Here is a 23415-nt window from a genome sequence, read left to right as displayed (position 1 = left end):
ATATTAAAAGCTTTGATCAAATGATCAAAGCTTTTTGTTGTCAAGAAGAATATCTCCAATTTTATAAACATCTCCAGCACCCATAGTAATAAGAACATCACCAGGTTCAAGAGTTTTACTAAGATATTTAACAATATCTTCAAATTTTTCTATATAAATTGAATCTTGCCCATTTTTAACTATAGATTCACATAAGGTCTTTGAATGGATATCTCCATAATCTTTTTCACGAGCTGAATATATGTCGGTAATTATAATCTTATCTGCATCAGTAAAAGATTTGGCAAATGAATCAAGTAGCAGTTTAGTCCTAGTGAAAGTATGAGGCTGAAAAATACAATACAGCTTATTATCTACAGACTTTTTTATTGCACTTAGGGAAGCTTTGATTTCAGTTGGATGATGGGCATAATCATCAATTATTCTTGCTCCTTTATATAATCCTTTATTTTCAAGTCTTCTATGAACCCCTTTGTAAGACTCAATACCTTTTAATATTTTTTCATAAGAAATATTGTTTTCAGCTGCAGCTGCAATAGCAGCAAGGGAATTATATATGTTGTGATATCCTAAGATTTTAAGATTAACTACATCTATAAATTCATCTCTAGAATATAAATCATAAACAGGATAGCCTTCATCAGAGTATCTTATATTTTTAGCCATATAGTCTGCATGTTTATTAATTGCGATACTTATAACATTTGTGTTATCAATATTCTCTAGGCTACTGGTGTTTTTATCATCTATATTTAAAATAAGCTTATCTTCTTTATTTAAATTTTTAGCGTATCCTTGAAAGGTTCTTATTATATGATCAATATTGTCAAAATAATCAAGGTGATCTTCATCAATATTTAATACTATGGCAGTGGTTGGAAAGTACTTTAATATGTTTGCTTTGTATTCACAAGCCTCAGTTAAGAAAAGCTTTCTGTCTCCAAATTTTATATTTCCACCTATATCATCAAGTTGACCGCCTAAAAGAATTGTTGGATTAGAATCCAAATTTATAATTATTTCTGAAAGCATTGATGTCGTTGTGGTCTTTCCGTGTGTACCTGAAACAGCAATAGACACTTCATAATTAGACATAATTGAATTTAAAAAGCTGGCTCTATCTATTACATCAACTTTATTTTTAATAGCTGTTTTTAATTCTATATTCTCTAAATTCACAGCATCCGTATATACAATTAAATCAGCTCCGATGATATTTTCGGGAGAATGTTCATGGTATATTTTAATCCCTAATTTTTCAAGACTTTTAGTAGTTTTTCCTATATTAATATCGGAACCCGAAACTTCATAGCCTTCCCTATACATAATTGTAGCTAAACCGCTCATTGAAATTCCGCCGATCCCTATAAAGTGAACATGTTTATATATATGTTTATCTATATTTAAATCAAACATACTTCCTCCTTATTTTTTCTAAAAACAATTATACCATTCATGTCAAGAAAAAGCTTTTTATCCTAATATTAAGATAAAAATAATTATCAAAAAAAAGATATACAATTTATTTAATAATATAGTATAATATACTTAACTAGAGGAGGGATGAGCAAGTGAATATTACCGATGTTAGAATTAGAAAGTTGCCAGATGAAGGCAAAATGAAAGCTATTGTTTCAGTTACTTTTGATGATCAAATTGTTATCCATGATATTAAAATTATAGAAGGTGCTGAATCACTTTTTATTGCTATGCCTAGTAGAAAGCTACCTAACGGAGAATTTAGAGATATTGCACATCCTATTAATTCTGAAACTAGAAAATTAGTAGAGGATGCTGTGTTTGCTAAATATGAAGAAATAGTCCAAGAAGAAAGCGAAAAAGGCGAAGCTGAATAACGTTATTTTTACTAAGTTTGCTTTGTATGTCTAGCTTAGTTGAGCCTATAAGTTATTCTCGCTTGTTTTTGGAGAGTCAAATCTAAATTCAGGTAATTTAAAAAACACTTATCTATTTAAGTGTTTTTTTATTTAGTTTAAGTGTTTTTTTATTTAGTTTATTTTAATTATAATTAAAATAAAATAGTGATTTTTATGGAGATGATAAAATGATATTAGATGATTTAAGAAGTAAAATGAAAAAGTTGGGACTTAGTGCTTATATTATTCCAACTCTTGACCCTCATGGTTCAGAGTATTTACCTGAATATTATAAGGAAAGAAAGTTTGTAACGGGATTTACAGGATCAGCAGGCACTGCATTAATAACTTTAGATGAGGCTTTTTTATGGACTGACGGAAGATATTTTATTCAGGCTGAAAATGAAATTAAAAATTTTGGATTTAAGCTCATGAAAATGGGAATAGAGGGCTATCCCACTATTAACGAATATCTTTCTAATAATTTAAAAGATGGTTCAAAAATAGGCCTTAATGCAAACTATTATATAGAAAAAGATTTTGAAGATTTAAAAAATCTACTTAATAGTAAAAATATAATAATAGAGGACGTGGATTTAATTTATGACCTATGGAAAGACAGACCTGCCTTAAGTGATTCTAAAATATTTATTCATGATATTAAGTACTCAGGTAAAAGTTCAGAGGAAAAAATAAATGAAATAAGGAAAATACTTTTAGAGAAAGAAGCGGATCTTACTATACTCAATAGTCTTGATGATATAGCATGGATTTTTAATATAAGAGCTAGAGATATTAAAAATACACCAGTGGTTATTTCTTACGCAATAATAGAAGAAGACAAGGCTTATTTATTTGTAGACAATAGTAAACTTGATGATAAAGTCAAATCATATCTTGAAAAGTTTTCTATAATAAGGGAATATGATGAAATCTTTGAATATGTAAAACTTTATAAAAATAAGAAAATATATGTGAATGATAAAAAAATAAATAGAAAATTATATGCTTCAATTAATGAAAGTAACATTATAGTTAAGGGAAATGATATAAGTGCAAGTCTAAAATCTATAAAAAATAATGTTGAAATAGAAAATCAAAAAAATGCTTATTTAAAAGATGGAGTTGCCTTAACAAAATATATTTATTGGCTAAAGAAAAAAGCGGATATAGAAAATTTAAATGAATTTGAAGTGTCTGAAAAGTTATATGGTCTAAGAAAAGAACAAGAAGGATTTTTAGAGGGTAGCTTTGATACTATATCAGCTTACGGATCTAATGCAGCTATGATGCACTATACGGCAAGTAGAGAAAAAAACTCAAAACTTGAACCTAAAGGACTTTATTTAGTTGATTCAGGCGGACAATATCTTGATGGTACAACTGATATTACAAGAACTATATCTCTTGGAGACTTAACTGAAGAAGAGATAAAGGACTTTAGCTACGTCTTAAAGTCTCATTTAAGTCTAATGGATTTAGTTTTTCTGAAAGGGACTAAGGACATTCAACTGGATTCAATAGCAAGAAATCCGATATGGAGTATAGGATACGATTATAAATGTGGTACAGGTCATGGAGTTGGATATCTTCTTGGAGTACACGAAACCCCTCCAACTGTAGGTCCAAGATCTACAGTAAATGAAGTAAAAGTTGGAATGATATTTTCAAATGAACCTGGTATATACAAAGAAGGAAAGCACGGAATCAGGATTGAAAATATAGTTGAAGTAGTTGAAACCTTTAAAAATGAAAGCGGAACCTTTCTAAAGCTTAATACAATATCATTAGCTCCTATTGATATAGATGCAATAGATGTAAAATATTTAACTAAAGAAGAAATTGAAAAGTTAAACTCCTACCACAAAATGGTATTTGAAAAATTGTCTCCATATCTTGAAACTGAAGAAAAGAAATGGTTAAAAGAAGTTACAAAAGCAATAGGTGAATAATTTGAATTTAGAAGATAAATTAAATAAACTTCCGGATCTCCCGGGAGTTTATTTAATGAAAGATAAAAATGACAATATAATATATATAGGAAAAGCAAAATCTTTAAAAAAGAGGGTTAGGCAATACTTCGGTAGCTATGCCAACTCAAATGCAAAAGTAAAATCAATGGTGGAGCATATTCATGATTTTGAATATATTATTGTAGAGAATGAAATGGAATCGTTGATTCTAGAAAGTAATCTTATTAAGGATAATCATCCTAAATATAATATTATTTTAAGGGATGACAAACAGTACCCATATATAAAGATAGTAAACGAAAGGTATCCAAGAGTTTTAAAAACTAGAAAAATTTTAAAGGATGATTCCGAATATTTTGGGCCTTATCCTGCTGTTGGAGCTGTAAATGAAGTTCTTAAGTTATTTGAAAAAAATTATAAATTAAGGACATGTTCACTTAATTTAGAAAATCCTGACGGAAAATATAGACCATGTTTGAACTATTTTATAGGTAAATGCATGGCACCATGTCAGGGAAATGTCGATGATAAAACTTATGATGAAATGATTGAAGAAATAAGAAGGTTTTTATCAGGCAAGGATACTAATATTATTAAAAAGCTAGAGAAAGAAATGAGAGATTTCTCCGAAAAATTAGATTTTGAAAAAGCAGCTTCAATAAGAGATGATATAGTTTATCTTAAACTTCTTAATGAAAAACAAATTATTTCCAATACCGATATTATGGAAAATAGAGACGTTATTGCTATGGCAAGAGGTATAGAAGAAATTCTAGTACAAGTATTTTTTATTAGAGCAGGAAAAATAATCGGAAGGGAACATTATTTTTTAAAAGATTACTTTAATAATGATGCTCCTAAACTTGCTAATGCTTTTATAAAGCAGTTTTATGGCGGATTAGCCTTTATACCTAAGGAGATAGTTATAGAATCAGAGCCTGAAGAATTGGAAATTTTACAAAAGTTCTTGTCTGAAAAAAGAGAAGGAAAGGTAAAAATAACAGTGCCCCAAAGAGGAGAAAAAAAAGATCTTCTTAATATGGTAAAGAAAAATGCCTTGGATATGCTTAATAAATATGGGGATAGATATAAAAATAGACTTAAAAATAATATAGATACTTTAAAGCAACTGCAAAATATTATAAATTTGCCTAAGTATCCAGAAAGAATAGAGGCTTATGACATATCTAATACTTACGGAATAGAATCAGTTGGTTCTATGGTGGTATTTGAAAATGGAATAGCCAAAAAAAGTGATTATAGAAAATTTAAAATTAAGAGTGTTAATGGTCCTAATGATTATGAATCATTAAAAGAAGTTCTTACTAGAAGATTTACAAGGGGAATAAATGAAAAGAAATTTAATATAGAATCTTCTTTTTCAAAACTTCCTGATTTAATAATGATGGACGGTGGAAAGGGTCAAATAAATATAGCTAAATCTGTATTAGATAAATTAAATCTTGATATAGAAGTTTGCGGTCTTGTAAAAGATGACTTCCACACAACAAGAGGAATTATATATAAAAATAAAGAATATAACATGAATGTAGCATCTCAGGTATATAAAATGATATATAGAATTCAGGAAGAAGCTCACAGGTTCGCTATTAATTATCATAGATCTAGAAGATCTCAGAATATATTTAAATCCGAACTTGACGGAATAGATAATATAGGTCCAAAGAGAAAAAGCGATCTTATGCAGCATTTTAATTCTATAGATCGAATCAAGTCTGCATCTATTGATGAACTTTTAGAAGTTAAGTCTATGAATGTAAGATCTGCTGAATCAATATATAATTATTTTAGAAATATAAAAAATCAAGATATGGATAATAACATAAACAACTCAAACGATTATCATTATTAGAGCTTATTTGATAATTTTTTTGTATTTTTTTCAATTTTAATATATTATATATACTGTCAATAATTTATGGTAATTGACAAATTATTTTCTGCATTGTCAGTTTAATAAAGCACAGTTATATTAAAGTGAGGATTTCCATGCATGATAGCATTAAACTAAAGAAAATAGTTGAAAGCTTAAAACTTGAAACTGTCTATTTATCTTCAGATTATGAAGATGTAAGGATTATATCTTCAAACCTAAATAAGCCCGGTCTGCAAATGGTAGGGCATCATTTGGAGCTGGCGTCAAATAAAATACTAATTATAGACCAGCAAGAATGGTATTTTATAAATGAGAAAAAAAGCGAAGACAGATTTAAAATCATGGAGCTTTTTTCAAGTTATAAAATTCCGGCAATAATTTTTATATCCGATAATTATATATTTGAAGAAGTAATAGAGTATGCTAAAAAAAAGAATGTAAGCGTTTTTAGAACTAGAGAAAATTTTTTTAACTTTAGCACAAAGTTTAAAAACTATTTCGAATATGAACTTGCTCCTGTTATAAGAGTTCATGGAGTACTTCTTGATATTTATGGGGTTGGAGTTTTAATTACAGGAGATAGCGGAATCGGAAAATCTGAAACAGCTTTGGATTTAATATCTAAAGGCTCGAAATTAATATCAGACGATACTGTAATAGTAAAAAAATTTGGTGATAGTCTCATAGGGACATCTCCTGATCTTACAAGGTATTTTATGGAAATAAGAGGAGTTGGTATTATTGATGTTCAAAGCATGTTCGGGGTGGGCTATGTTATGGAAAGTAAGGAAATTGAAATGATAGCCCATTTGGAAAAATGGGAAGATCATAAAGAGTATGAGAGACTCGGAATTGATAGACATTATGAAGAAATCCTTGGGAAAAAAATCGTAAAATATACTTTACCGGTTAAACCCGGAAGACAAAATGCCCTTGTTGTAGAGGTTGCAACAAAAAGTTATAAACAAAATGAAATAGGTTATAATGCAGCATTAGAATTAAATCGTAAAATTTTAAATAACAAAGGAAATCATGAATAATTATATTAAAGCTTTATTTAATTAAAATGTGAAATTTGATTTTTGCACAATGTAGAATTATAATTATAATCGTAAGATTAATAAAAATAATGGGAGGTTTTTATGGGAAAATTTTTTAAAACAATGGATGGAAATGAAGCAGCTGCACATGTTGCTTATGCTTTTTCCGATATGGCATGTATATATCCTATCACTCCATCCTCTCCGATGGCAGAACACGTTGATGCATGGGCAGCACATGGCAGAAAGAACATTTTTGGTCAAGAGGTAATGGTAAAAGAATTACAATCAGAAGCCGGAGCTGCAGGCGCAGTACACGGAGCCTTACAAGCAGGTTCTATAACTTCAACATTTACAGCGTCTCAAGGTTTGTTGCTTATGATTCCGAATATGTATAAAATTGCCGGAGAACTTTTGCCTGCAGTATTTCACGTTGCCGCTCGCTCTTTAGCATTACACGCATTAAGTATTTTTGGTGACCATCAAGACGTAATGGCAACTCGTGCAACAGGATTTGCTTTATTAGCTTCAGGATCTGTTCAAGAGTCTATGGACATGGCAGCAGTTGCTCACTTATCAGCTATAAAAGGAAGAGTTCCTTTTCTACACTTCTTTGATGGATTTAGAACTTCACACGAAATTCAAAAGATCGAAGTTCTCGATTATAATGATCTTAAAAATTTAGTAGATAAGGATGCAATAAAAGAATTTAAAGCAAGAGCAATGAACCCATATAATCCTAAAACTGTAGGTACTGCTCAAAACCCAGATATCTATTTCCAAGCTGTAGAGGCTTCAAATACTTATTATGAAAATGTAGTTGATATAGTTGATGACTATATGAAGAAAGTATCTTCATTAACAAAAAAGAACTATGGTTTATTTAACTATTATGGTGCAGAAGATGCAGAAAAAGTTATAGTTGCAATGGGTTCGGTTACAGAAACAATTGAAGAAGCTGTAGATTACTTGGCGGACAAAGGAGAAAAAGTTGGAGTACTTAAAGTACATTTATACAGACCTTTTTCAAAGAAGCATTTCTTTGAAAGTATGCCTAAGACAGTAAAGAAAATAGCTGTACTTGATAGGACCAAAGAAAAAGGATCAATAGGAGAACCTCTATACCTTGATGTAAGAGATTTGTACTATGGTAAAGAAAATGCTCCACTAATTATTGGAGGAAGATATGGCCTAGGCTCAAAGAATACAGGACCTGCTTCAATAATTGCCGTGTTTGATCATCTCGATGACAAAGATTTAAAATCCAACTTTACACTTGGAATAATAGATGATGTTACTAATCTTTCAATAGATGTAGGACCTGAAGTAAGAACAGAACCTGAAGGAACTATAAGATGTAAATTCTGGGGATTCGGATCTGATGGTACAGTTGGAGCTAATAAATCAGCAATTAAAATTATCGGAGATAATACCGATATGTATGCTCAAGGATATTTTGATTATGACTCTAAAAAATCAGGTGGTGTAACTATTTCTCACTTAAGATTTGGTCACAATAGAATAACTTCAACATACCTAATTTCTGAAGCTGACTTTATTTCATGTTCAAAACAATCTTATGTAAACAACTATGATCTTTTAAAAGGGCTTAGAAAAGGTGGTAAATTCCTACTTAACACCTTATGGTCAGAAAGTGAATTAGAAGAACATTTACCAAACAGCTTAAAGAAATATATTGCTGAAAACGAAATAGAATTTTATACAATAAACGCTACTAAAATAGCTGCTGATATAGGACTTGGCGGAAGAACAAATATGGTAATGCAATCAGCTTTCTTTAAACTTGCAGAAGTACTTCCTATTGATGAAGCTGTTAAGTATTTGAAAAAAGCTATAGTTGATGATTATGGTGCTAAGGGAGACAATGTTGTCAATATGAATTACAAGGCTGTAGATGCAGGTATTGAATCTCTTCACAAGGTAACTGTTCCTGAATCTTGGAAAAACCTTACAGTTAATGAAAATCATTTAATTGAAGGAGCGCCTAAATTTATTAACGAAATGTTAATTCCTATAAACAGACAAGAAGGAAATAGTCTACCTGTTTCAAAATTAGTTGATTATGTGGATGGAAAATTCCCTAATGGAACATCCAAGTATGAAAAAAGAGGTATAGCAGTAAATGTACCTAAGTGGAAAAAAGAAAACTGTATCCAATGTAACAGATGTTCTTTAGTTTGTCCTCACGCAGTTATAAGACCTTTCCTATTAAATGACGAGGAAAAAGAAAAAGCTCCTGAAACATTTGAAACTGTAAATGGAAAGGGAAAAGGCGCTACAGAATATCAATATAGGATGCAAATTTCACCTCTTGATTGCACAGGATGTGGAAACTGTGCTCAAGTATGTCCTGCAAAAGAAAAGGCACTTGTAATGACTCCTTTTGAAGAAGAGTATGAAACTCAATCAGAAAATTGGAATTATGCAATGACAGTATCTTCAAAACAAGAAAACTTTGAAACAAATACAGTTAAAAATTCACAATTCCATCAACCATATCTTGAATTTTCAGGAGCGTGTGCAGGTTGCGGAGAAACTCCATATGTTAAACTTCTAACTCAACTTTTTGGAGAAAGATTAAACCTAGCAAACGCTACAGGATGTAGTTCAATTTGGGGTGCTTCAATGCCTTCAATGCCATATTGTATGGATAGCAATGGAAATGGTCCTTCATGGGGAAATTCATTGTTTGAAGATAATGCTGAATACGGATTCGGCATGGCTGCCGCTCAAACACAAAACAGGGAAAAAATAAAAATCTTAATGGAAGATTTTATTAATCTAAATCTAAATTCAGAGTTAAATGATTTGTTTAAAACTTGGATTGAAAATTTAGATGATTATAAAACCTCTAAGGAAATGACTGGTAAAATGCTACCTCTTCTTGAAAAGAAAACAGGCAACAAGGATGCAGATGAAATAATTGACGAAATTCTAGTCTTGAAGACTTTCTTAATCAAAAAGACACAATGGCTAGTAGGAGGAGACGGTTGGGCATATGATATAGGATACGGTGGACTTGACCACGTACTTGCATCAGGTGAAAATTTGAATATAATGGTACTTGATACTGAAATATATTCAAATACAGGAGGCCAAGCATCTAAGGCAACACCTACAGCAGCAATTGCACAATTCGCTGCGGCAGGCAAAAAGGTAAAGAAAAAAGACCTTGGATTAATAGCTACAACATACGGCTATGTATATGTAGCTCAAATAGCAATTGGAGCTGATATGAATCATGCTCTTAAAGTTATGAAAGAAGCTGAAGCATATAATGGTCCATCACTTATAATCTGCTACGCACCTTGTATATCACATGGTATCAAACGAGGAATGGGCTTCTCTGTAGAAGAAGAAAAGAAAGCTGTAGAGTCTGGATACTGGCATCTATACAGATATAATCCTGATTTAAAGAAAGAAGGAAAGAATCCATTTATCCTTGATTCAAAAGCACCTACAAGACCTTATAGAGAATTCCTTGATGGGGAGGTAAGATATACTTCTCTTAAGAAACTTCAACCTGAAAAGGCAGAAGAATTATTTGAACTTGCAGAAAAGGATGCAAAAGAAAGATACGACAGTTATTTAAGAATGGAATCTCTTGATCATTCAGATTTTGAATAAAAACTAAATTTAAATAAAAAATAAGCTTTAAGATTATCTTAAAGCTTATTTTTTTTATTTGATTTTAAAGTAGTAAAAACTTTTGTTATTGCAAAGGAGGAAAAAATCCCAAGAGCTAAATAAATAGATATCCACAAAGTATTAATAGCATGATTGGCAGATTCACCATAATCTCCATAGATAAAGTAATACATGGCATAATATATACCGGCTCCAGGCACCATAGGTATAAGACCGGGAATAATAGAAATTGTTGCAGGCTTTTTTATAAGCCTTGCAAGAAATTCTCCAGATAATCCTAAAACTAAAGCAGATATAAAACTTGCAAAAGGATAGTTACCATAATTTATTATAATAAATTTAAAAAGGCACCATACTAATGCTGAAAGTATTGACGTAATAATTATGGCTCTTCTTGGACAATTAAAGTGCAAATTAAAGCCTATTGTTGCAAAGAAAACAATTATGAATTGATATATGTAATACATTTATAATCACCTGACTATCTTAAGATTTTAAGTGCACTACCTACTCCCATGGCTATGAAAAAAGCAATAAATATAGCTTTAGTAAGCCCTATAAGGCCGGACAAATAATCTTCACTCATAATATCTCTAATAGAGTTTGTAAATATAAACCCAGGAAGCAAAATCATAATCGCCCCAATAATAATAGAGGCTACATTTTGACCAAAATTAAAACGATTAAAAAATATCGCAAGAAAACTTACAATAAAAGCACCTATAAAATTATCAACTACAAAACTGAATTTAAAAACTTTAAGGCTTTTTACAGCAATTGACATAATTGCAGTTATAATAAAAGCAGGCAGAAAGTCCTTAGCAGTTCCTCCGAAAACTAGACAAAAAAATGAACCGGCACATCCTGATGCAATTATATTTTTAATAATATTATTTTTGTTAAAATCTCTAATCTCATTTAACATTGCTATCGAGTTATCAATAGAATATTTGCCATCAACAAAATTTCTTGAAAAAGTATTAATTCTATCTATGTTTTCAAGATTAATGGAAGATGGAGGAACTTTTCTAAAGCTGGATAAAGTTTTTCCTTGGTATTCAACAGATAGAAAAACAGCTGAAGGAAGTACAAAGGTTTCAATATTTCTTATATTAACGCAACTTTCGCAGATTCTTTCAATGGTATTTTCAGCTCTATATATCTCCGCACCTGAAATAATTTGTAAGGTACCCGCATAAAGCGCTAGATTCATTATTTTTTTCACTTCTTCGGTATTCTTTAAAAATCTTTCCATAATGCATATATTATACTATATTGCTTATTAAAATTGAAAGTGAATAGCCATTTTGATATAATTAAGTACGAAAATCTATAAAGAGGTGATACTTTGAAAAAACCGATAGTTTCTATAATAGGAACTCCAAATGTAGGCAAATCCACTCTTTTTAATAAAATAACAGGTAAAAAGATTTCAATAACTGAAGATAAGCCTGGAGTTACCAGAGATAGAATTTATTCAGAAGCCTCTTGGCTAAATAGACCTTTTTTGCTAGTGGATACAGGAGGCCTCGATCTTAAAGATGACGATATTTTTACCATTAATATAAAAGAACAAGTAGACTTGGCCCTTGATATGTCAGATGTTATTATTTTTCTTACAGATGGCGTAAGAGGTGTTTCCCCTACTGATAGAGAAGCTGCGAATTATTTAAGAAAGTCTAATAAAAAAATTATTTTAGCAATAAATAAATTTGATTCTAAGGCTGCTAAAGAAAACTACTATGATTTTTTTGAACTCGGGTTTGATAATCCTATTATTATAAGTTCCGAACAAGGTACCGGAATCGGAGATTTACTTGATGAAGTAATAAAAGATTTTCCTATACAAATGGGAGAAGACTTTGATGATTCTATTAGGGTAAGCTTTATAGGAAAACCTAATGTTGGAAAATCATCTTTAATTAACAAAATTATAGGAGAGGATAGGTCTATTGTTACTGATATACCCGGCACTACTAGGGATGCTATAGACTCAAAATTTACAAGAAATGGTGAAGAGTTTACATTTGTCGATACGGCAGGACTTAGGAAAAAAAAGAAAATTGATGAATCTATAGAGAGATATTCAGTTATAAGAACACTTACGGCTATTGAAAGATCTAGTGTTGTAGTGTTAGTTATAGATGCCGCTGAAGGAGTTTCAGAACAAGACGCTAAAATTGTAGGCTATGCTCATGATAATAAAAAGGCTATAATTGTTGCAGTAAATAAATGGGATTTATTAACTAAAGATAATTCCACTATGAAAAATTTTGAGTCTGATATAAGGAAAAGACTGCCTTTTATAAATTACTCACCTATAGTTTATGTATCTGCACTTACAGGTCAGAGAATTGATTCTCTTTTAGATACTATATCTGTGGTTAACAACAACTACAATCATAGAATTAAAACGGGTGTATTAAATGATATATTAAATAGAGCGGTACTTTCTAATCAACCTCCATCTGATAAAGGAAAAAGAGGAAAATTATACTATGGATCTCAAGTTTCAGTTAGGCCTCCACATTTTTCTCTATCGGTAAATGATAAAAATTTATTTCATTTTTCATATATAAGGTATTTGGAAAATCAAATTAGGGAGTATTTTGGTTTTGAAGGTAGTCCTATAGTTATAAGTTTAAAGAATAGGGGAGAAAAATAATGTCATTACCAAGTCTTGCAATTTTTCTAGCCCTATCCTATCTTATAGGGTCCATATCCGGCTCTTATTTAATCGGTAAAATATTTTTAAATAAAGACATAAGGAAATTTGGAAGTGGAAATGCCGGTACTACAAACGCTATGAGAACCTTTGGCAAAAAATTTGGAATTGCCACCTTCATTATTGATTTTTTGAAGGGATTTATAAATATTTCATTAGTAAAGATTATTCTTAATCCCAGTTGTGATTTTTTAATCTTATGTGCTTTATTTTGTGTTCTTGGACACGACTTTCCCTTTCATATGAATTTCAAGGGTGGAAAGGGAGTAGCTACTACTATAGGTACTCTTGCAGTAATTAATTTTTATTTAACTCTTTATGGAGTGATAATTTGGATTGTGGTAGTGATTTTAACAAAAATTGTATCAGTGGGATCAATGTCTTTTTATATAAGCATCGTTTTTTTATATACACTTTTTGGAAATTATAGCGATTTTACATATATTATATTAATAATAATAGCATCCCTAGGTATATTTAGGCACAATACAAATCTTTATAGATTAATAGAAGGTAGAGAAAACAAAATAGGAGTGAAAAGGAAATGAAAATTTCATTACTTGGTGGGGGAAGCTGGGGAACAGCTATAGCAAGACTTTTAAAATTTAAAGGACATGAGATTAACTTTTACATTAGGGATAAAAAGGTAGTTGAAGATATAAATAAAAATCATAGAAACTCTAAATATTTGCCTCAAGTAGATTTAGGAGAATTAATAGCTACTAATAATATTAGAGAAGCTATTTCTAATATTGAAATGTTAGTTTTAGGAGTGCCTACTAATTCCATAAGACCATTATTATCAGAGATTAAACCTGATATTAATGAAGATACAATTATAGTAAATCTTGCAAAAGGAATAGAGGTGGATACTTTAGAAAGAGTTTCTGAAATTGTAGAAGATATATTACCAAATAATGTATTTGTATCTCTCTCAGGTCCATCTCACGCGGAAGAAGTAGCAAAAGATATACCAACAGCAGTTACAGTTTCTTCTAAAAATCATCAAATTGCAAAAAAAGTTCAGGAAGCATTTGCTACTGAAAATTTTAGAGTGTATACTAACGATGATTTAATAGGAGTAGAAATAAGCGGTTCTCTTAAAAATGTAATAGCTCTTGCTGCAGGTATGTGCGATGGATTAGGCTTTGGAGATAATACTAAAGCGGCTTTAGCCACAAGAGGAATATATGAAATCAGTAAACTTGGTCTTGCACTTGGAGCTAATCCCCATACATTTAATGGGTTAGCAGGCATTGGAGATCTTATTGTTACTTGCACAAGTATGTATTCAAGAAACAGAAGAGCCGGGATTCTAATTGGTGAAGGTCATACTGTAGATGAAGTAAATAAGAAAATAGGTCAGGTTGTAGAAGGAATAAAAACAACAAAATCCGCCTATGCACTTTCCAAAAAATATAATGTAATAATGCCTATTACAGAAAAACTTTATCAAGTTTTATATGAAGGATTTAATCCCAGAATAGCAGTTAGCAGTCTAATGACAAGAGCCTATAAAGAGGAAATTGAAGAAATATTTTTAGAATAACAGGTGGTATATTTGAAAAACACCAGAAAAATGAAAAAAAATGGAAGAATCTTTGTGTTTACGTTAATAGCTTTTGTTTTTTTATTTTTTGTAAGCAGATCTATAACAGGAAGGCTATACAAGGATTATAAAACTATATTTCCGACTTATACGACCTATAGAAAAACAAAAGTAGTTAAGGGATATAATATATTTAAAGAAAAAGTATACAAAGCAGAAGGTAGCGGGATAACTATTTTTAATGCCAGCGAGGGTCAAAAGGTCCCTGTAGGATTTGAAGTTGCAAGTATTAACCTTATGAATGATACATCCGGTCTAAAAGACGATTTGATAAAAGTTAATGCTGCTTTATCATATAAAACTCAAGGTATTTCCGAAGAAGAAGTTGATACTGATAATAATTTGAGCTTAAAAGAATTGCAAAACGACCTTAAAAATAAAAACTTATCAAAAGCTATAGCAGATATAAATGATTTGGATATATCTTCACAAAAAAGCGTAAGTATTTCTGAACTTTCTGAGCTTTTAGATTATTCTAAAGAGGCTTTAGAGGCTAGAAAAAAAGAGCTTTTAGAGCAAATAAGTAGGAGTAATATAACTTATAAAAGTGAGAATTCCGCTGTTGTTTCTTTTTTAATAGATAATCTAGAAAATAAATATAAACCTGAAGATTTAGACAAGTTCACCTATAATTATTTGATCAAAAATTCACAAATAAGGGAAAATAAGACCGTTACTAGAATTGAAAAAGATGACCCTTTATTTAAGCTAATAGAAAATGATAATTACTACATCGCTCTAGCTGTTGAATCTTTAAAAGATGTTGGGGATCCGAAAGTAGGAGATTATCTAACTATAGAATTTGATAAAAACAATATGGCGAAGTCAAAAATAGTTAAAATAAATAATTCCGATTCAGGATCCGTTATAATACTTTTTATAGATGACTTATTTGATGCTGTCTATAAAAAAAGAATTAATGATTTTAATCTGATACTTAGAGAGGAGAAATGTTTTGAAATTCCTAAGTCTACTATTGTAAAAAGAGATGATTTATTTGGAGTTTATGTTCAAGAAATACACGGTTTAGTAAGGTTCGTTCCTATAAAGGTTATACATCCTTTAGATAATTCAAGTTATATTTCAAAAGGAGATAAAAATTCTTATATAACTATATCAAATAAAAGATACAGAACTATATCTATTAATGATTCAATTGTATTAAATCCTAAACAGGTAAATGAATCTGAAGTTTTAAATTAAATGGGGCTGTTATGACTATAAAAGATAATATTAATAAAGTATTTGAAGAAATAGAAGATGCAAAAAAAAGAAGTGCCTACTCTCAAGATGTTAAGCTTATTGCAGTTTCAAAAATGCATTCAATTGAAGAAATTATGGAAGCTTATAATTTAGGAATAAGGGATTTTGGAGAAAACAAAGTACAGGAACTTAAAGAAAAAATTCCTAAACTTCCAAATGATATAAATTTCCATATGATTGGAAATTTGCAAACAAATAAGGTAAAATATATCTATGATAAAGTGGTTTTAATACAATCTGTGGATAACTTAAAACTTTTATCGGAAATAGATAAAAGATCAAAGAAAGATGATATTAAAGCTAATGTACTAATTCAAGTCAATATATCGAAAGAACCTCAAAAAGGAGGAGTAGACCCTTTAAAAATAATGCCTTTTATTGAAAAATCCATAGATTTTGATAATATAAAAGTAAAAGGGCTTATGGGAATGGCGCCTTTAACCGATAATGAGGAAGTTATAAGAACTTGTTTTAGAAACTTGTATAATATTAGAGAAGAAATTAAAAAGATGAATTACAAGGAAATAGACATGGCCTATCTTTCAATGGGTATGAGTGGGGATTTTAAAATTGCCATTGAAGAGGGATCTAATATGATAAGGGTAGGAACTAAAATTTTTGGTAAAAGAAATTATTATTAGGAGGATATTATGGCGGAATTTATGAACAAGGTTAAAAAAGTTTTTGGTTTTTCTGATGAGTACGATGATTATGATGATTATACAGAAGGTGAATACATTGAAGATGCTGCAATAGAAGAGCAATCTGTCAGAACACCTAAGTCAAAAAAACAAAGCACAAATACATTAAGCGCAGCTGATATGATAATTGCAGTTCATGAACCTTTATCATATGAAGAGTCTCCAAAAATTGTTGATGATTTAAGAGCTAGCAAATCTATAGTTTTGAATTTTGAACAGTTAGACCTGGATGTTAAAAGACAAATATTTGACTTTGTAAGTGGAGCTTTGTATGCAGTTGATGGAAAAATTCAGAAAGTAAATAAGGATATTTTTATTCTTGCACCTAAAAACGTAGAAATTGATGGTTTGAAAGAAGAACTTAAAAATACCGGAATGTTTCCTTGGTAATGAAGTTAAATAAAGAGGACTTGCTCGGTTATATAACTGATGAAAGTAAAATTTTATCTGCAAGAAGAGTTATAGATAAAATTGAGATAGCGGCTAATCGTCATATTTCCGTTTCTACTGATTTTTTAGATCCTTATGAAATTGAAATAGCAAAAAGTATTTTAAATAGATTTAGTGAAATTTCTTATGAAATAAACGGAGGGTATAGTAACGCTGAAAGACAGGTTATTTATATATATCCTTCTTATCTTTGCGGAATAGACAAAAATGATATTTCTGTCTTAAGTTATGAAAGTAATTTCAAAATCAATCACAAAGATATTCTTGGTGCTCTTATGGGTCTTGGAATAGATAGAAATAAAGTAGGAGATATTGTAGTAGATGACAGTTTCTTTTATATATTTATTAGGAAAGAGTTGTTTGATTTTGTAAAAACTAATCTGGAGAAAGTATCTCGATATAATATTAAATATAAGTATAGGGAGTTTATAGAGCCTGAACTGCAATATTTAAATAAAGTAATTATAATTTCATCATTAAGACTGGATGTATTTTTATCTTCGGCCCTTAATCTATCTAGATCCAATGTTAGTGAATTTATTAAATCAGATAAGGTAAAAGTTAATTTTAAAATGGAAAATAAGATCTCTTTTAATGTAAAGGAAGGAGATCTTATTTCTGTTAAAAAATTCGGAAGAATTTATTTTGATGAAATTATAGGAAGATCTAAGAAAGATAAATACATCGTAAAAATAAAAATTCCAAAATAATAACGGAGGAAGAATGGGAGTAATAATTTTTTCTGCAATTTTAATACTGATAGACCAAATTTCAAAACACCTAGTCGTGGAATTTTTAAAAGGTAAGCCTCCACTTGTAATAATAGATAAAGTTCTTAACTTTTATTATCTTGAAAATAGAGGAGCAGCTTTTGGAATTATGCAGGACAGAAGAATTTTATTTATAATTATCACTATTATTATAATATTGGTTTTATTATCTATAATATTAAAAAGCTATCGACAAAATTCATTTTTGTATAATTTATCTTTAGGTTTAATTCTTGGGGGAGCTATAGGAAATTTTATAGATAGAATTAGACTTCATTATGTTGTTGACTTTATTTCAGTTAGAATTTTCGGTTATGATTTTGCTGTATTTAATCTCGCAGATTCTTTTATAGTAATAGGTACAATTTTACTCATTATTATGATTTTATTTTATGACAATCCCGAGAGAAGAGTTAAAAATGAAAATAATAAAATCTAAAGAAGATAATATAAGGTTAGATATTTATCTCTTAGATAAAGTTGAATTTAGTAGATCTCAGATAAAGAAAAAAATTTTATCAGGACAAATTAAGGTTAACGATAAAACCATAAAGGCTGGCTATAATCTTTCTTTGGGTGATATTATAACCATTGAAGAGGACGAGGAAAAAATGCTTAAGCCACAAAAAATTGACTTTAAGATTTTATATGAAGATGAAAATTTAGCCGTAATTTCAAAACCTCAAAACTTGATAGTTCACCCTGGGGCTGGTAATTTTGATTCTACGCTGGTAAGCGGTTTAATGTATAAATTTAATCACTTAGCTAAAGGCTCTGATTCTTTAAGGCCCGGTATAGTACACAGACTAGATAAAGATACTAGTGGGTTAATGGTGATAGCGAAAACAGATCTGGCTTACAGTAATCTGGTAAATGCTTTTAAGAATCATGAAGTGAAAAAAACTTATTTAGCTATTGTTGAAGGTAAAATAAATTCATCTGGAATTATCAATAAGCCTATAGGAAGATCAGTTAAAAACAGAAAAACCATGACTGTTACTGATAAAAATTCAAAAGAAGCTTTATCTACCTACAAACTATTAAAAACTTTTAGCAATTACTCATTGGTAGAAATTAATATTTTAACTGGCAGGACCCATCAAATAAGAGTTCATTTTAGTTATATAAAACATCCGGTTTTAGGAGATCTTACTTACGGTCATAGGAATAAGTTTAATATAGATAAGCAAATGCTCCATTCCTATAAGCTTGAATTCAAGCATCCTATTACAGGAGAATCATTGAGTTTTAAAGATGAAATTCCTATACGTTTTAAAAAATTTATTAGCAGGTTTTAATTATGAAAAGTATTATTATGGATAAGGCTGCCATGGGCAGATCTATTTTAAGAATATCGAATGAAGTAGTCGAAAAAAATAAAGGTACCGACAAGCTTGTAATTATAGGAATTATTAGAAGGGGAGAGGACCTCGCTAAAAGAATTGCCAAAGAAATAGAAAAGCTTGAAGGAAGTGTTCCGGTCTACTCAATAAATATTAGAAATTTTAGAGATGATATTATAAATAGAGATAAAAATATAAAAATAAACATTCCTATTGAAAACAAAAATATAGTTCTTGTAGATGACGTATTTTTCACAGGAAGAACTGTAAGGGCGGCTCTAAATGCTTTGTCATCTTCAGGAAGGCCCAAAAGAATTCAACTCGCAACCCTTATAGATAGAGGGCATAGGGAGCTACCAATTAGACCTGATTTTGTAGGTAAAAATTTACCTACATCACTGGAAGAAAAGGTAGTTGTTTTGCTTGAAGAAACTGATGGCATAGATCAAGTTTATATAGAAAAATAAAATTTAATATTGGCTTTGTGCAAAAGCATATGAAAGAAAAACTCATATGCTTTTTTTATACTATTTTAAATAGATTGTATATGGTATAAAATGAACTTATTATGATCTATATATTAAGGAGTATTATATGAAAGATTACAATATAATAATTATTGGAGCAGGAGCAAGTGGAGTTTTTGCATCTTATGAATTTACAAAATTAAAATCAAACTTAAAGATACTTATGATTGATAAAGGCAATCCTCTTGAAAAAAGAATTTGTCCCATTAAGATTGGTAAAGTGGACAAGTGTATAAATTGTAATCCATGCAACATAATGAATGGATATGGTGGAGCTGGCACATTATCAGATGGAAAATATAATATTACAAATAGCTTTGGTGGAGATTTGCATGCTTATTTGGGAAAAGATAAAGCAATAGAGCTTATGGAATATGTGGATGAGGTTTTATGTGAGTTTGACGGTGGTAATTCAAAGCTCTATACAACTTCAAATTCTAATCTTAAAACAACAGCTTTAAGACATGATCTTCATTTGCTTGACGCCAAGGTAAGACATTTCGGAACCGATCGAAATATGAAAATTTTAAAGAAAATGTATGATTTCTCTAAAGAAAATATAGAAATGCAATTTAATACTTTTTGCACCGATATTAATTATTTTGAGGATGAAAATAAATACGAAGTAGTTACTTCAAATGAAAATTATAAGTGTGATAAAGTTATTTTGTGCTCCGGAAGATCTGGCTCAAAATGGATGTCTGAGATTTGTAATAAGTTTAATATAAAGCTTGAATCTAATCAGGTAGATATTGGAGTAAGAGTTGAACTTCCTGCGGAAGTATTTAAACATATAACCGATGTTGTTTATGAAAGTAAGATAGTTTATCAAACCAAACTATATAATGATCTTATTAGAACTTTCTGCATGAATCCTTACGGACAGGTAGTTTCTGAGAATACAAATGGAATTATCACAGTAAATGGTCATTCTTATTCAGACAAAAAACTTCAAAGCGAAAATACAAATTTTGCTCTTCTGGTAACTAATTGTTTCACAGAACCTTTTAAGGATTCAAATGAATATGGGGAATCTGTCGCTAAACTTTCAAATATGCTTGGTGGTGGTATTATCTTGCAAAGATTCGGGGATTTAATAAAGGGAAGAAGATCTAGTGATAGAAGAATGAAAAAATGTTTTACAAGGCCCACTTTAAAAGCTACTCCCGGGGATTTATCCTTAGTAATACCTAAGAGACAAATGGATTCAATTATAGAAATGATTTATGCACTGGACAAAATAGCTCCGGGAACTGCAAATGAAGATACTCTACTATATGGGGTAGAAGTTAAATTTTATAATTCTAAGGTTAAGGTAGATAGTAATTTTCAAACTGATAAAAAGGGACTATTCGTAGTAGGAGATGGAGGCGGAGTGACTCATTCTCTTTCACAGGCTTCAGCAAGTGGTGTTTACGTAGCAAGATATCTAACCAGCCTCTTCTAAAGGATATAAGTATTGATTTATGCTTAGAATATGATATAATATACGAGTAATATTAATTAAGTCGGTTGTAGAGTGGGTTTTCCCACTCTTGTTTTTTTAAGGAGGTGCAATTTGGAAAGAAGTGTATTAATCAACGAGGTAAAAGAAATAGCTTCAAAAGCTGCTGAAGACCTAGGTTATGAGCTTGTAGACGTAGAGTTTAAAGATGGAAGTAAACACTCTCTTATCTCAATTTATATTTATTCGAAGGATGGAATCAGCCTTGATGACTGTACTGAATTTAGTCGAAAGGTAGAGGATGATATAGATAGCTTGGATATAAAAAAATCTTATTATCTGGAGGTGTCATCACCTGGGCTTGATAGACCATTAAAGACTCAAGATGACTTTAGAAGAAATTTAAATAAAGAGGTTGAAGTTAAACTATTTGCACCTATAAATGGTAAAAAATCCTTTGTCGGTGAATTGTTTAGCTACGACAAGGATAGCTTAACCTTAAAAGATGAAAATGGAAATGAAATCCAAATACCCATTAAATCTATTTCCCTTACTAAACAAACTATTAAATTTTAATGGAGGAATATAAATGAATGAAGAACTTATAGGGGCACTTGAGGAACTTGAGAAAGTTAAAGGTATACCTAAAGAAGTTGTTTTTGATGCTTTGGAGTCAGCATTAATTTCAAGCTATAAGAAAAATTTCGGGACATCACAAAATGTTAAAATAGATATAGACAGAACAAATGGAAATATCAGCCTTTACTCAATGAAAAAAGTAGTTAATGATGAGGATCTTGAGGACGATAAGCTTGAAATTCCTTTATCTTTGGTTAGAAAATTAGATCCTAAGATTGAAGTAGATGATATTTATACCGAAAAATTAAAGCCTGCGAACTTTGGAAGAATAGCTGCTCAAACAGCAAAACAAGTTGTAATTCAAAGAATAAAGGATGCTGAAAGGGAAGTTATATACAATGATTATTCTGATAGAGAAAATGAAATTATAACAGGGCAAGTACAAAGAATTTCCTACGGATCAGTTTACTTTGATTTAGGAGAAACTGAAGCTGTACTTCCACCAGCTGAACAAATAAAAACAGAAGAATATAAACAAGGGGACAGACTTAAACTTTTACTTATACAAGTTAAAAAAACAACTAAGGGCCCTCAGGTTATTTTATCCAGATCTCATCCGAATTTGGTAAAAAGACTTTTTGAACTGGAAGTTCCTGAAATAGCTGAAGGAATTGTAGAAATCTATTCTATAGCAAGAGAAGCTGGATCAAGGACTAAAATTGCGGTCTTTTCAAGAGATGAAGAGGTTGATCCACTTGGAGCTTGTGTTGGATATAAGGGATCAAGAGTAAAAGCTATAGTAGACGAATTACATGATGAAAAAATCGATATAGTAATATATGAAAAACCTATTGAGGTATTTATTGCAAATTCACTTAGTCCCTCTAAAGTTGAAAAAGTATTTGTAAATGAAAAGGAAAAATCAGCTCTTGTAATAGTTCCAGATTACCAATTATCTCTAGCTATAGGAAAAGAAGGGCAAAATGCAAGACTTGCGGCAAAGTTAACTAATTGGAAAATAGATATAAAATCTGTTGAACAGTTTCAAAAATATCTTGAAGAGCAAAACATTACAGAAGAAGAGTTGGAGAATTCCTTTAAAAGTATGTTAAATACAGAAGAAAAGGAAATTGAAGTTGATTTAGATAGAGAAACAAGTGAATGCGCCCAAGAGGAAACGGCAGATAAAGATGAAATTCTACCTTGTGATACAAATATTGAAGAAAATATTGAAAATTTAAATGAAGTCAAATAATAAGCGTGGAGTGTATCATGGCAAAAATTAGGAAGATACCCATGAGAAAATGTCTGGGGTGCGGTGAAAGCAAACCGAAAAAAGATTTAATAAGAGTGGTAAAAAACAAGGAAAATGAAATTTTTCTAGATACTACAGGTAAGAAAAATGGCAGAGGTGCCTATATATGTTTTGATAAAGAATGTTTGGAAAAAGCTATTAAGTCAAAAGCTTTTAACAGATCATTTGAAATGGAGATTAATGATGAAACTTATGAAGAGTTAAGAAAATCTATAAAACAAAAATAGCACCTT

General features: G+C 30.3%; 22 protein-coding genes. 19 read left to right on the top strand and 3 right to left on the bottom strand.

From position 1 onward, the window contains the following. Positions 1-24: 24 nt before the first annotated feature. Positions 25-1416 carry a UDP-N-acetylmuramate--L-alanine ligase gene (murC, locus tag PEPCATONIAE_RS00965; RefSeq protein ID WP_138158979.1) on the bottom strand — a complete coding sequence of 464 codons (1392 nt, stop codon included), beginning with the start codon at positions 1414-1416 and terminating at the stop codon, positions 25-27. A 155-nt stretch (positions 1417-1571) separates the two neighbouring features. Here murC and spoVG point away from each other — a divergent pair, with 155 nt between their 5' ends. The 5 genes from spoVG to nifJ all read left to right on the top strand — a co-directional run bounded on the left by spoVG (position 1572) and on the right by nifJ (position 10435). Then, positions 1572-1856 (top strand): septation regulator SpoVG, encoded by a 285-nt coding sequence (gene spoVG / locus PEPCATONIAE_RS00960; protein WP_138158977.1) that lies wholly within the window; start codon positions 1572-1574, stop codon positions 1854-1856. A 209-nt stretch (positions 1857-2065) separates the two neighbouring features. Beyond that, entirely contained in the window at positions 2066-3829 is a 1764-nt protein-coding gene (locus tag PEPCATONIAE_RS00955) for an aminopeptidase P family protein (RefSeq protein ID WP_138158975.1), read from the top strand. A gap of 1 nt (position 3830) precedes the next feature. Next, positions 3831-5723, top strand: a complete 1893-nt coding sequence (uvrC, locus tag PEPCATONIAE_RS00950; RefSeq protein WP_138158973.1) for an excinuclease ABC subunit UvrC — start codon at positions 3831-3833, stop codon at positions 5721-5723. Positions 5724-5860: 137 nt separating this feature from the next. Continuing rightward, entirely contained in the window at positions 5861-6787 is a 927-nt protein-coding gene (hprK, locus tag PEPCATONIAE_RS00945; RefSeq protein ID WP_138158971.1) for an HPr(Ser) kinase/phosphatase, read from the top strand. A gap of 102 nt (positions 6788-6889) precedes the next feature. Beyond that, positions 6890-10435 (top strand): pyruvate:ferredoxin (flavodoxin) oxidoreductase, encoded by a 3546-nt coding sequence (gene nifJ / locus PEPCATONIAE_RS00940; protein ID WP_138158969.1) that lies wholly within the window; start codon positions 6890-6892, stop codon positions 10433-10435. A gap of 38 nt (positions 10436-10473) precedes the next feature. On the opposite strand, the gene PEPCATONIAE_RS00935 is transcribed toward nifJ, so the two are convergent. Together PEPCATONIAE_RS00935 and PEPCATONIAE_RS00930 are read right to left on the bottom strand one after the other, a co-directional pair. Then, positions 10474-10923, bottom strand: a complete 450-nt coding sequence (locus PEPCATONIAE_RS00935; RefSeq protein ID WP_138158967.1) for a threonine/serine exporter family protein — start codon at positions 10921-10923, stop codon at positions 10474-10476. A 14-nt stretch (positions 10924-10937) separates the two neighbouring features. After that, complete coding sequence (locus PEPCATONIAE_RS00930) at positions 10938-11669, bottom strand: threonine/serine exporter family protein (RefSeq protein ID WP_246060399.1); 732 nt, start codon at positions 11667-11669, stop codon at positions 10938-10940. Between the two features lie 135 nt (positions 11670-11804). Between PEPCATONIAE_RS00930 and der the strand changes: the two genes are divergently transcribed. From der to rnpM, 14 genes are all read left to right on the top strand, one after another. Continuing rightward, positions 11805-13121, top strand: coding sequence for a ribosome biogenesis GTPase Der (gene der, locus PEPCATONIAE_RS00925; protein WP_138158964.1), 1317 nt, complete (start codon positions 11805-11807; stop codon positions 13119-13121). Further along, positions 13121-13729, top strand: coding sequence for a glycerol-3-phosphate 1-O-acyltransferase PlsY (gene plsY / locus PEPCATONIAE_RS00920; protein ID WP_138158962.1), 609 nt, complete (start codon positions 13121-13123; stop codon positions 13727-13729). Before der ends, plsY begins: the two co-directional genes overlap by 1 nt. Next, entirely contained in the window at positions 13726-14730 is a 1005-nt protein-coding gene (locus PEPCATONIAE_RS00915) for an NAD(P)H-dependent glycerol-3-phosphate dehydrogenase (protein ID WP_138158960.1), read from the top strand. Before plsY ends, PEPCATONIAE_RS00915 begins: the two co-directional genes overlap by 4 nt. Positions 14731-14733: 3 nt before the next feature. After that, positions 14734-15993, top strand: a complete 1260-nt coding sequence (locus PEPCATONIAE_RS00910; protein ID WP_138158958.1) for a biotin/lipoyl attachment domain-containing protein — start codon at positions 14734-14736, stop codon at positions 15991-15993. 11 nt (positions 15994-16004) lie between these two features. Further along, on the top strand, positions 16005-16694 hold the full coding sequence (locus tag PEPCATONIAE_RS00905; RefSeq protein ID WP_138158956.1) for a YggS family pyridoxal phosphate-dependent enzyme: 690 nt from the start codon (positions 16005-16007) through the stop codon (positions 16692-16694). 9 nt (positions 16695-16703) lie between these two features. Beyond that, on the top strand, positions 16704-17144 hold the full coding sequence (locus PEPCATONIAE_RS00900; protein ID WP_138158955.1) for a cell division protein SepF: 441 nt from the start codon (positions 16704-16706) through the stop codon (positions 17142-17144). Further along, positions 17144-17914 carry a YlmH family RNA-binding protein gene (locus tag PEPCATONIAE_RS00895; protein ID WP_138158953.1) on the top strand — a complete coding sequence of 257 codons (771 nt, stop codon included), beginning with the start codon at positions 17144-17146 and terminating at the stop codon, positions 17912-17914. Before PEPCATONIAE_RS00900 ends, PEPCATONIAE_RS00895 begins: the two co-directional genes overlap by 1 nt. A gap of 13 nt (positions 17915-17927) precedes the next feature. Continuing rightward, positions 17928-18413: a signal peptidase II gene (gene lspA / locus PEPCATONIAE_RS00890; RefSeq protein ID WP_138158951.1), complete on the top strand. Its 486-nt coding sequence runs from the start codon at positions 17928-17930 to the stop codon at positions 18411-18413. Next, positions 18394-19272 (top strand): RluA family pseudouridine synthase, encoded by an 879-nt coding sequence (locus PEPCATONIAE_RS00885; RefSeq protein ID WP_138158949.1) that lies wholly within the window; start codon positions 18394-18396, stop codon positions 19270-19272. The genes lspA and PEPCATONIAE_RS00885 overlap by 20 nt, the downstream gene beginning before the upstream one ends. A 2-nt stretch (positions 19273-19274) precedes the next feature. Further along, entirely contained in the window at positions 19275-19784 is a 510-nt protein-coding gene (pyrR, locus tag PEPCATONIAE_RS00880) for a bifunctional pyr operon transcriptional regulator/uracil phosphoribosyltransferase PyrR (protein WP_138158948.1), read from the top strand. Between the two features lie 127 nt (positions 19785-19911). After that, entirely contained in the window at positions 19912-21291 is a 1380-nt protein-coding gene (locus tag PEPCATONIAE_RS00875) for an NAD(P)/FAD-dependent oxidoreductase (protein ID WP_138158946.1), read from the top strand. Between the two features lie 111 nt (positions 21292-21402). Further along, on the top strand, positions 21403-21864 hold the full coding sequence (locus tag PEPCATONIAE_RS00870; RefSeq protein WP_138158944.1) for a ribosome maturation factor RimP: 462 nt from the start codon (positions 21403-21405) through the stop codon (positions 21862-21864). A gap of 13 nt (positions 21865-21877) precedes the next feature. Then, the gene (gene nusA, locus PEPCATONIAE_RS00865) at positions 21878-23122 is read left to right on the top strand and encodes a transcription termination factor NusA (protein WP_138158942.1); all 1245 of its coding nucleotides are present in this window, start codon (positions 21878-21880) and stop codon (positions 23120-23122) included. A 17-nt stretch (positions 23123-23139) separates the two neighbouring features. Further along, entirely contained in the window at positions 23140-23409 is a 270-nt protein-coding gene (gene rnpM, locus PEPCATONIAE_RS00860; RefSeq protein ID WP_138158940.1) for an RNase P modulator RnpM, read from the top strand. Positions 23410-23415: the final 6 nt, after the last annotated feature.

Source organism: Peptoniphilus catoniae, assembly GCF_901447155.2.
Lineage (GTDB): Bacteria > Bacillota > Clostridia > Tissierellales > Peptoniphilaceae > Peptoniphilus_E > Peptoniphilus_E catoniae.
This window is presented reverse-complemented; position numbering and strand designations above follow the sequence as displayed.

Coding starts and splice junctions, on each gene's coding strand:
- lspA (WP_138158951.1), top strand. CDS start 17,928: ATGGGAGTAATAATTTTTTCTGCAATTTTAATACTGATAGACCAAATT.
- nusA (WP_138158942.1), top strand. CDS start 21,878: ATGAATGAAGAACTTATAGGGGCACTTGAGGAACTTGAGAAAGTTAAA.
- PEPCATONIAE_RS00955 (WP_138158975.1), top strand. CDS start 2,066: ATGATATTAGATGATTTAAGAAGTAAAATGAAAAAGTTGGGACTTAGT.
- PEPCATONIAE_RS00900 (WP_138158955.1), top strand. CDS start 16,704: ATGGCGGAATTTATGAACAAGGTTAAAAAAGTTTTTGGTTTTTCTGAT.
- murC (WP_138158979.1), bottom strand. CDS start 1,416: ATGTTTGATTTAAATATAGATAAACATATATATAAACATGTTCACTTT.
- hprK (WP_138158971.1), top strand. CDS start 5,861: ATGCATGATAGCATTAAACTAAAGAAAATAGTTGAAAGCTTAAAACTT.
- PEPCATONIAE_RS00885 (WP_138158949.1), top strand. CDS start 18,394: ATGAAAATAATAAAATCTAAAGAAGATAATATAAGGTTAGATATTTAT.
- pyrR (WP_138158948.1), top strand. CDS start 19,275: ATGAAAAGTATTATTATGGATAAGGCTGCCATGGGCAGATCTATTTTA.
- PEPCATONIAE_RS00935 (WP_138158967.1), bottom strand. CDS start 10,923: ATGTATTACATATATCAATTCATAATTGTTTTCTTTGCAACAATAGGC.
- PEPCATONIAE_RS00905 (WP_138158956.1), top strand. CDS start 16,005: ATGACTATAAAAGATAATATTAATAAAGTATTTGAAGAAATAGAAGAT.
- nifJ (WP_138158969.1), top strand. CDS start 6,890: ATGGGAAAATTTTTTAAAACAATGGATGGAAATGAAGCAGCTGCACAT.
- PEPCATONIAE_RS00875 (WP_138158946.1), top strand. CDS start 19,912: ATGAAAGATTACAATATAATAATTATTGGAGCAGGAGCAAGTGGAGTT.
- plsY (WP_138158962.1), top strand. CDS start 13,121: ATGTCATTACCAAGTCTTGCAATTTTTCTAGCCCTATCCTATCTTATA.
- PEPCATONIAE_RS00895 (WP_138158953.1), top strand. CDS start 17,144: ATGAAGTTAAATAAAGAGGACTTGCTCGGTTATATAACTGATGAAAGT.
- PEPCATONIAE_RS00915 (WP_138158960.1), top strand. CDS start 13,726: ATGAAAATTTCATTACTTGGTGGGGGAAGCTGGGGAACAGCTATAGCA.
- rnpM (WP_138158940.1), top strand. CDS start 23,140: ATGGCAAAAATTAGGAAGATACCCATGAGAAAATGTCTGGGGTGCGGT.
- PEPCATONIAE_RS00930 (WP_246060399.1), bottom strand. CDS start 11,669: ATGAATCTAGCGCTTTATGCGGGTACCTTACAAATTATTTCAGGTGCG.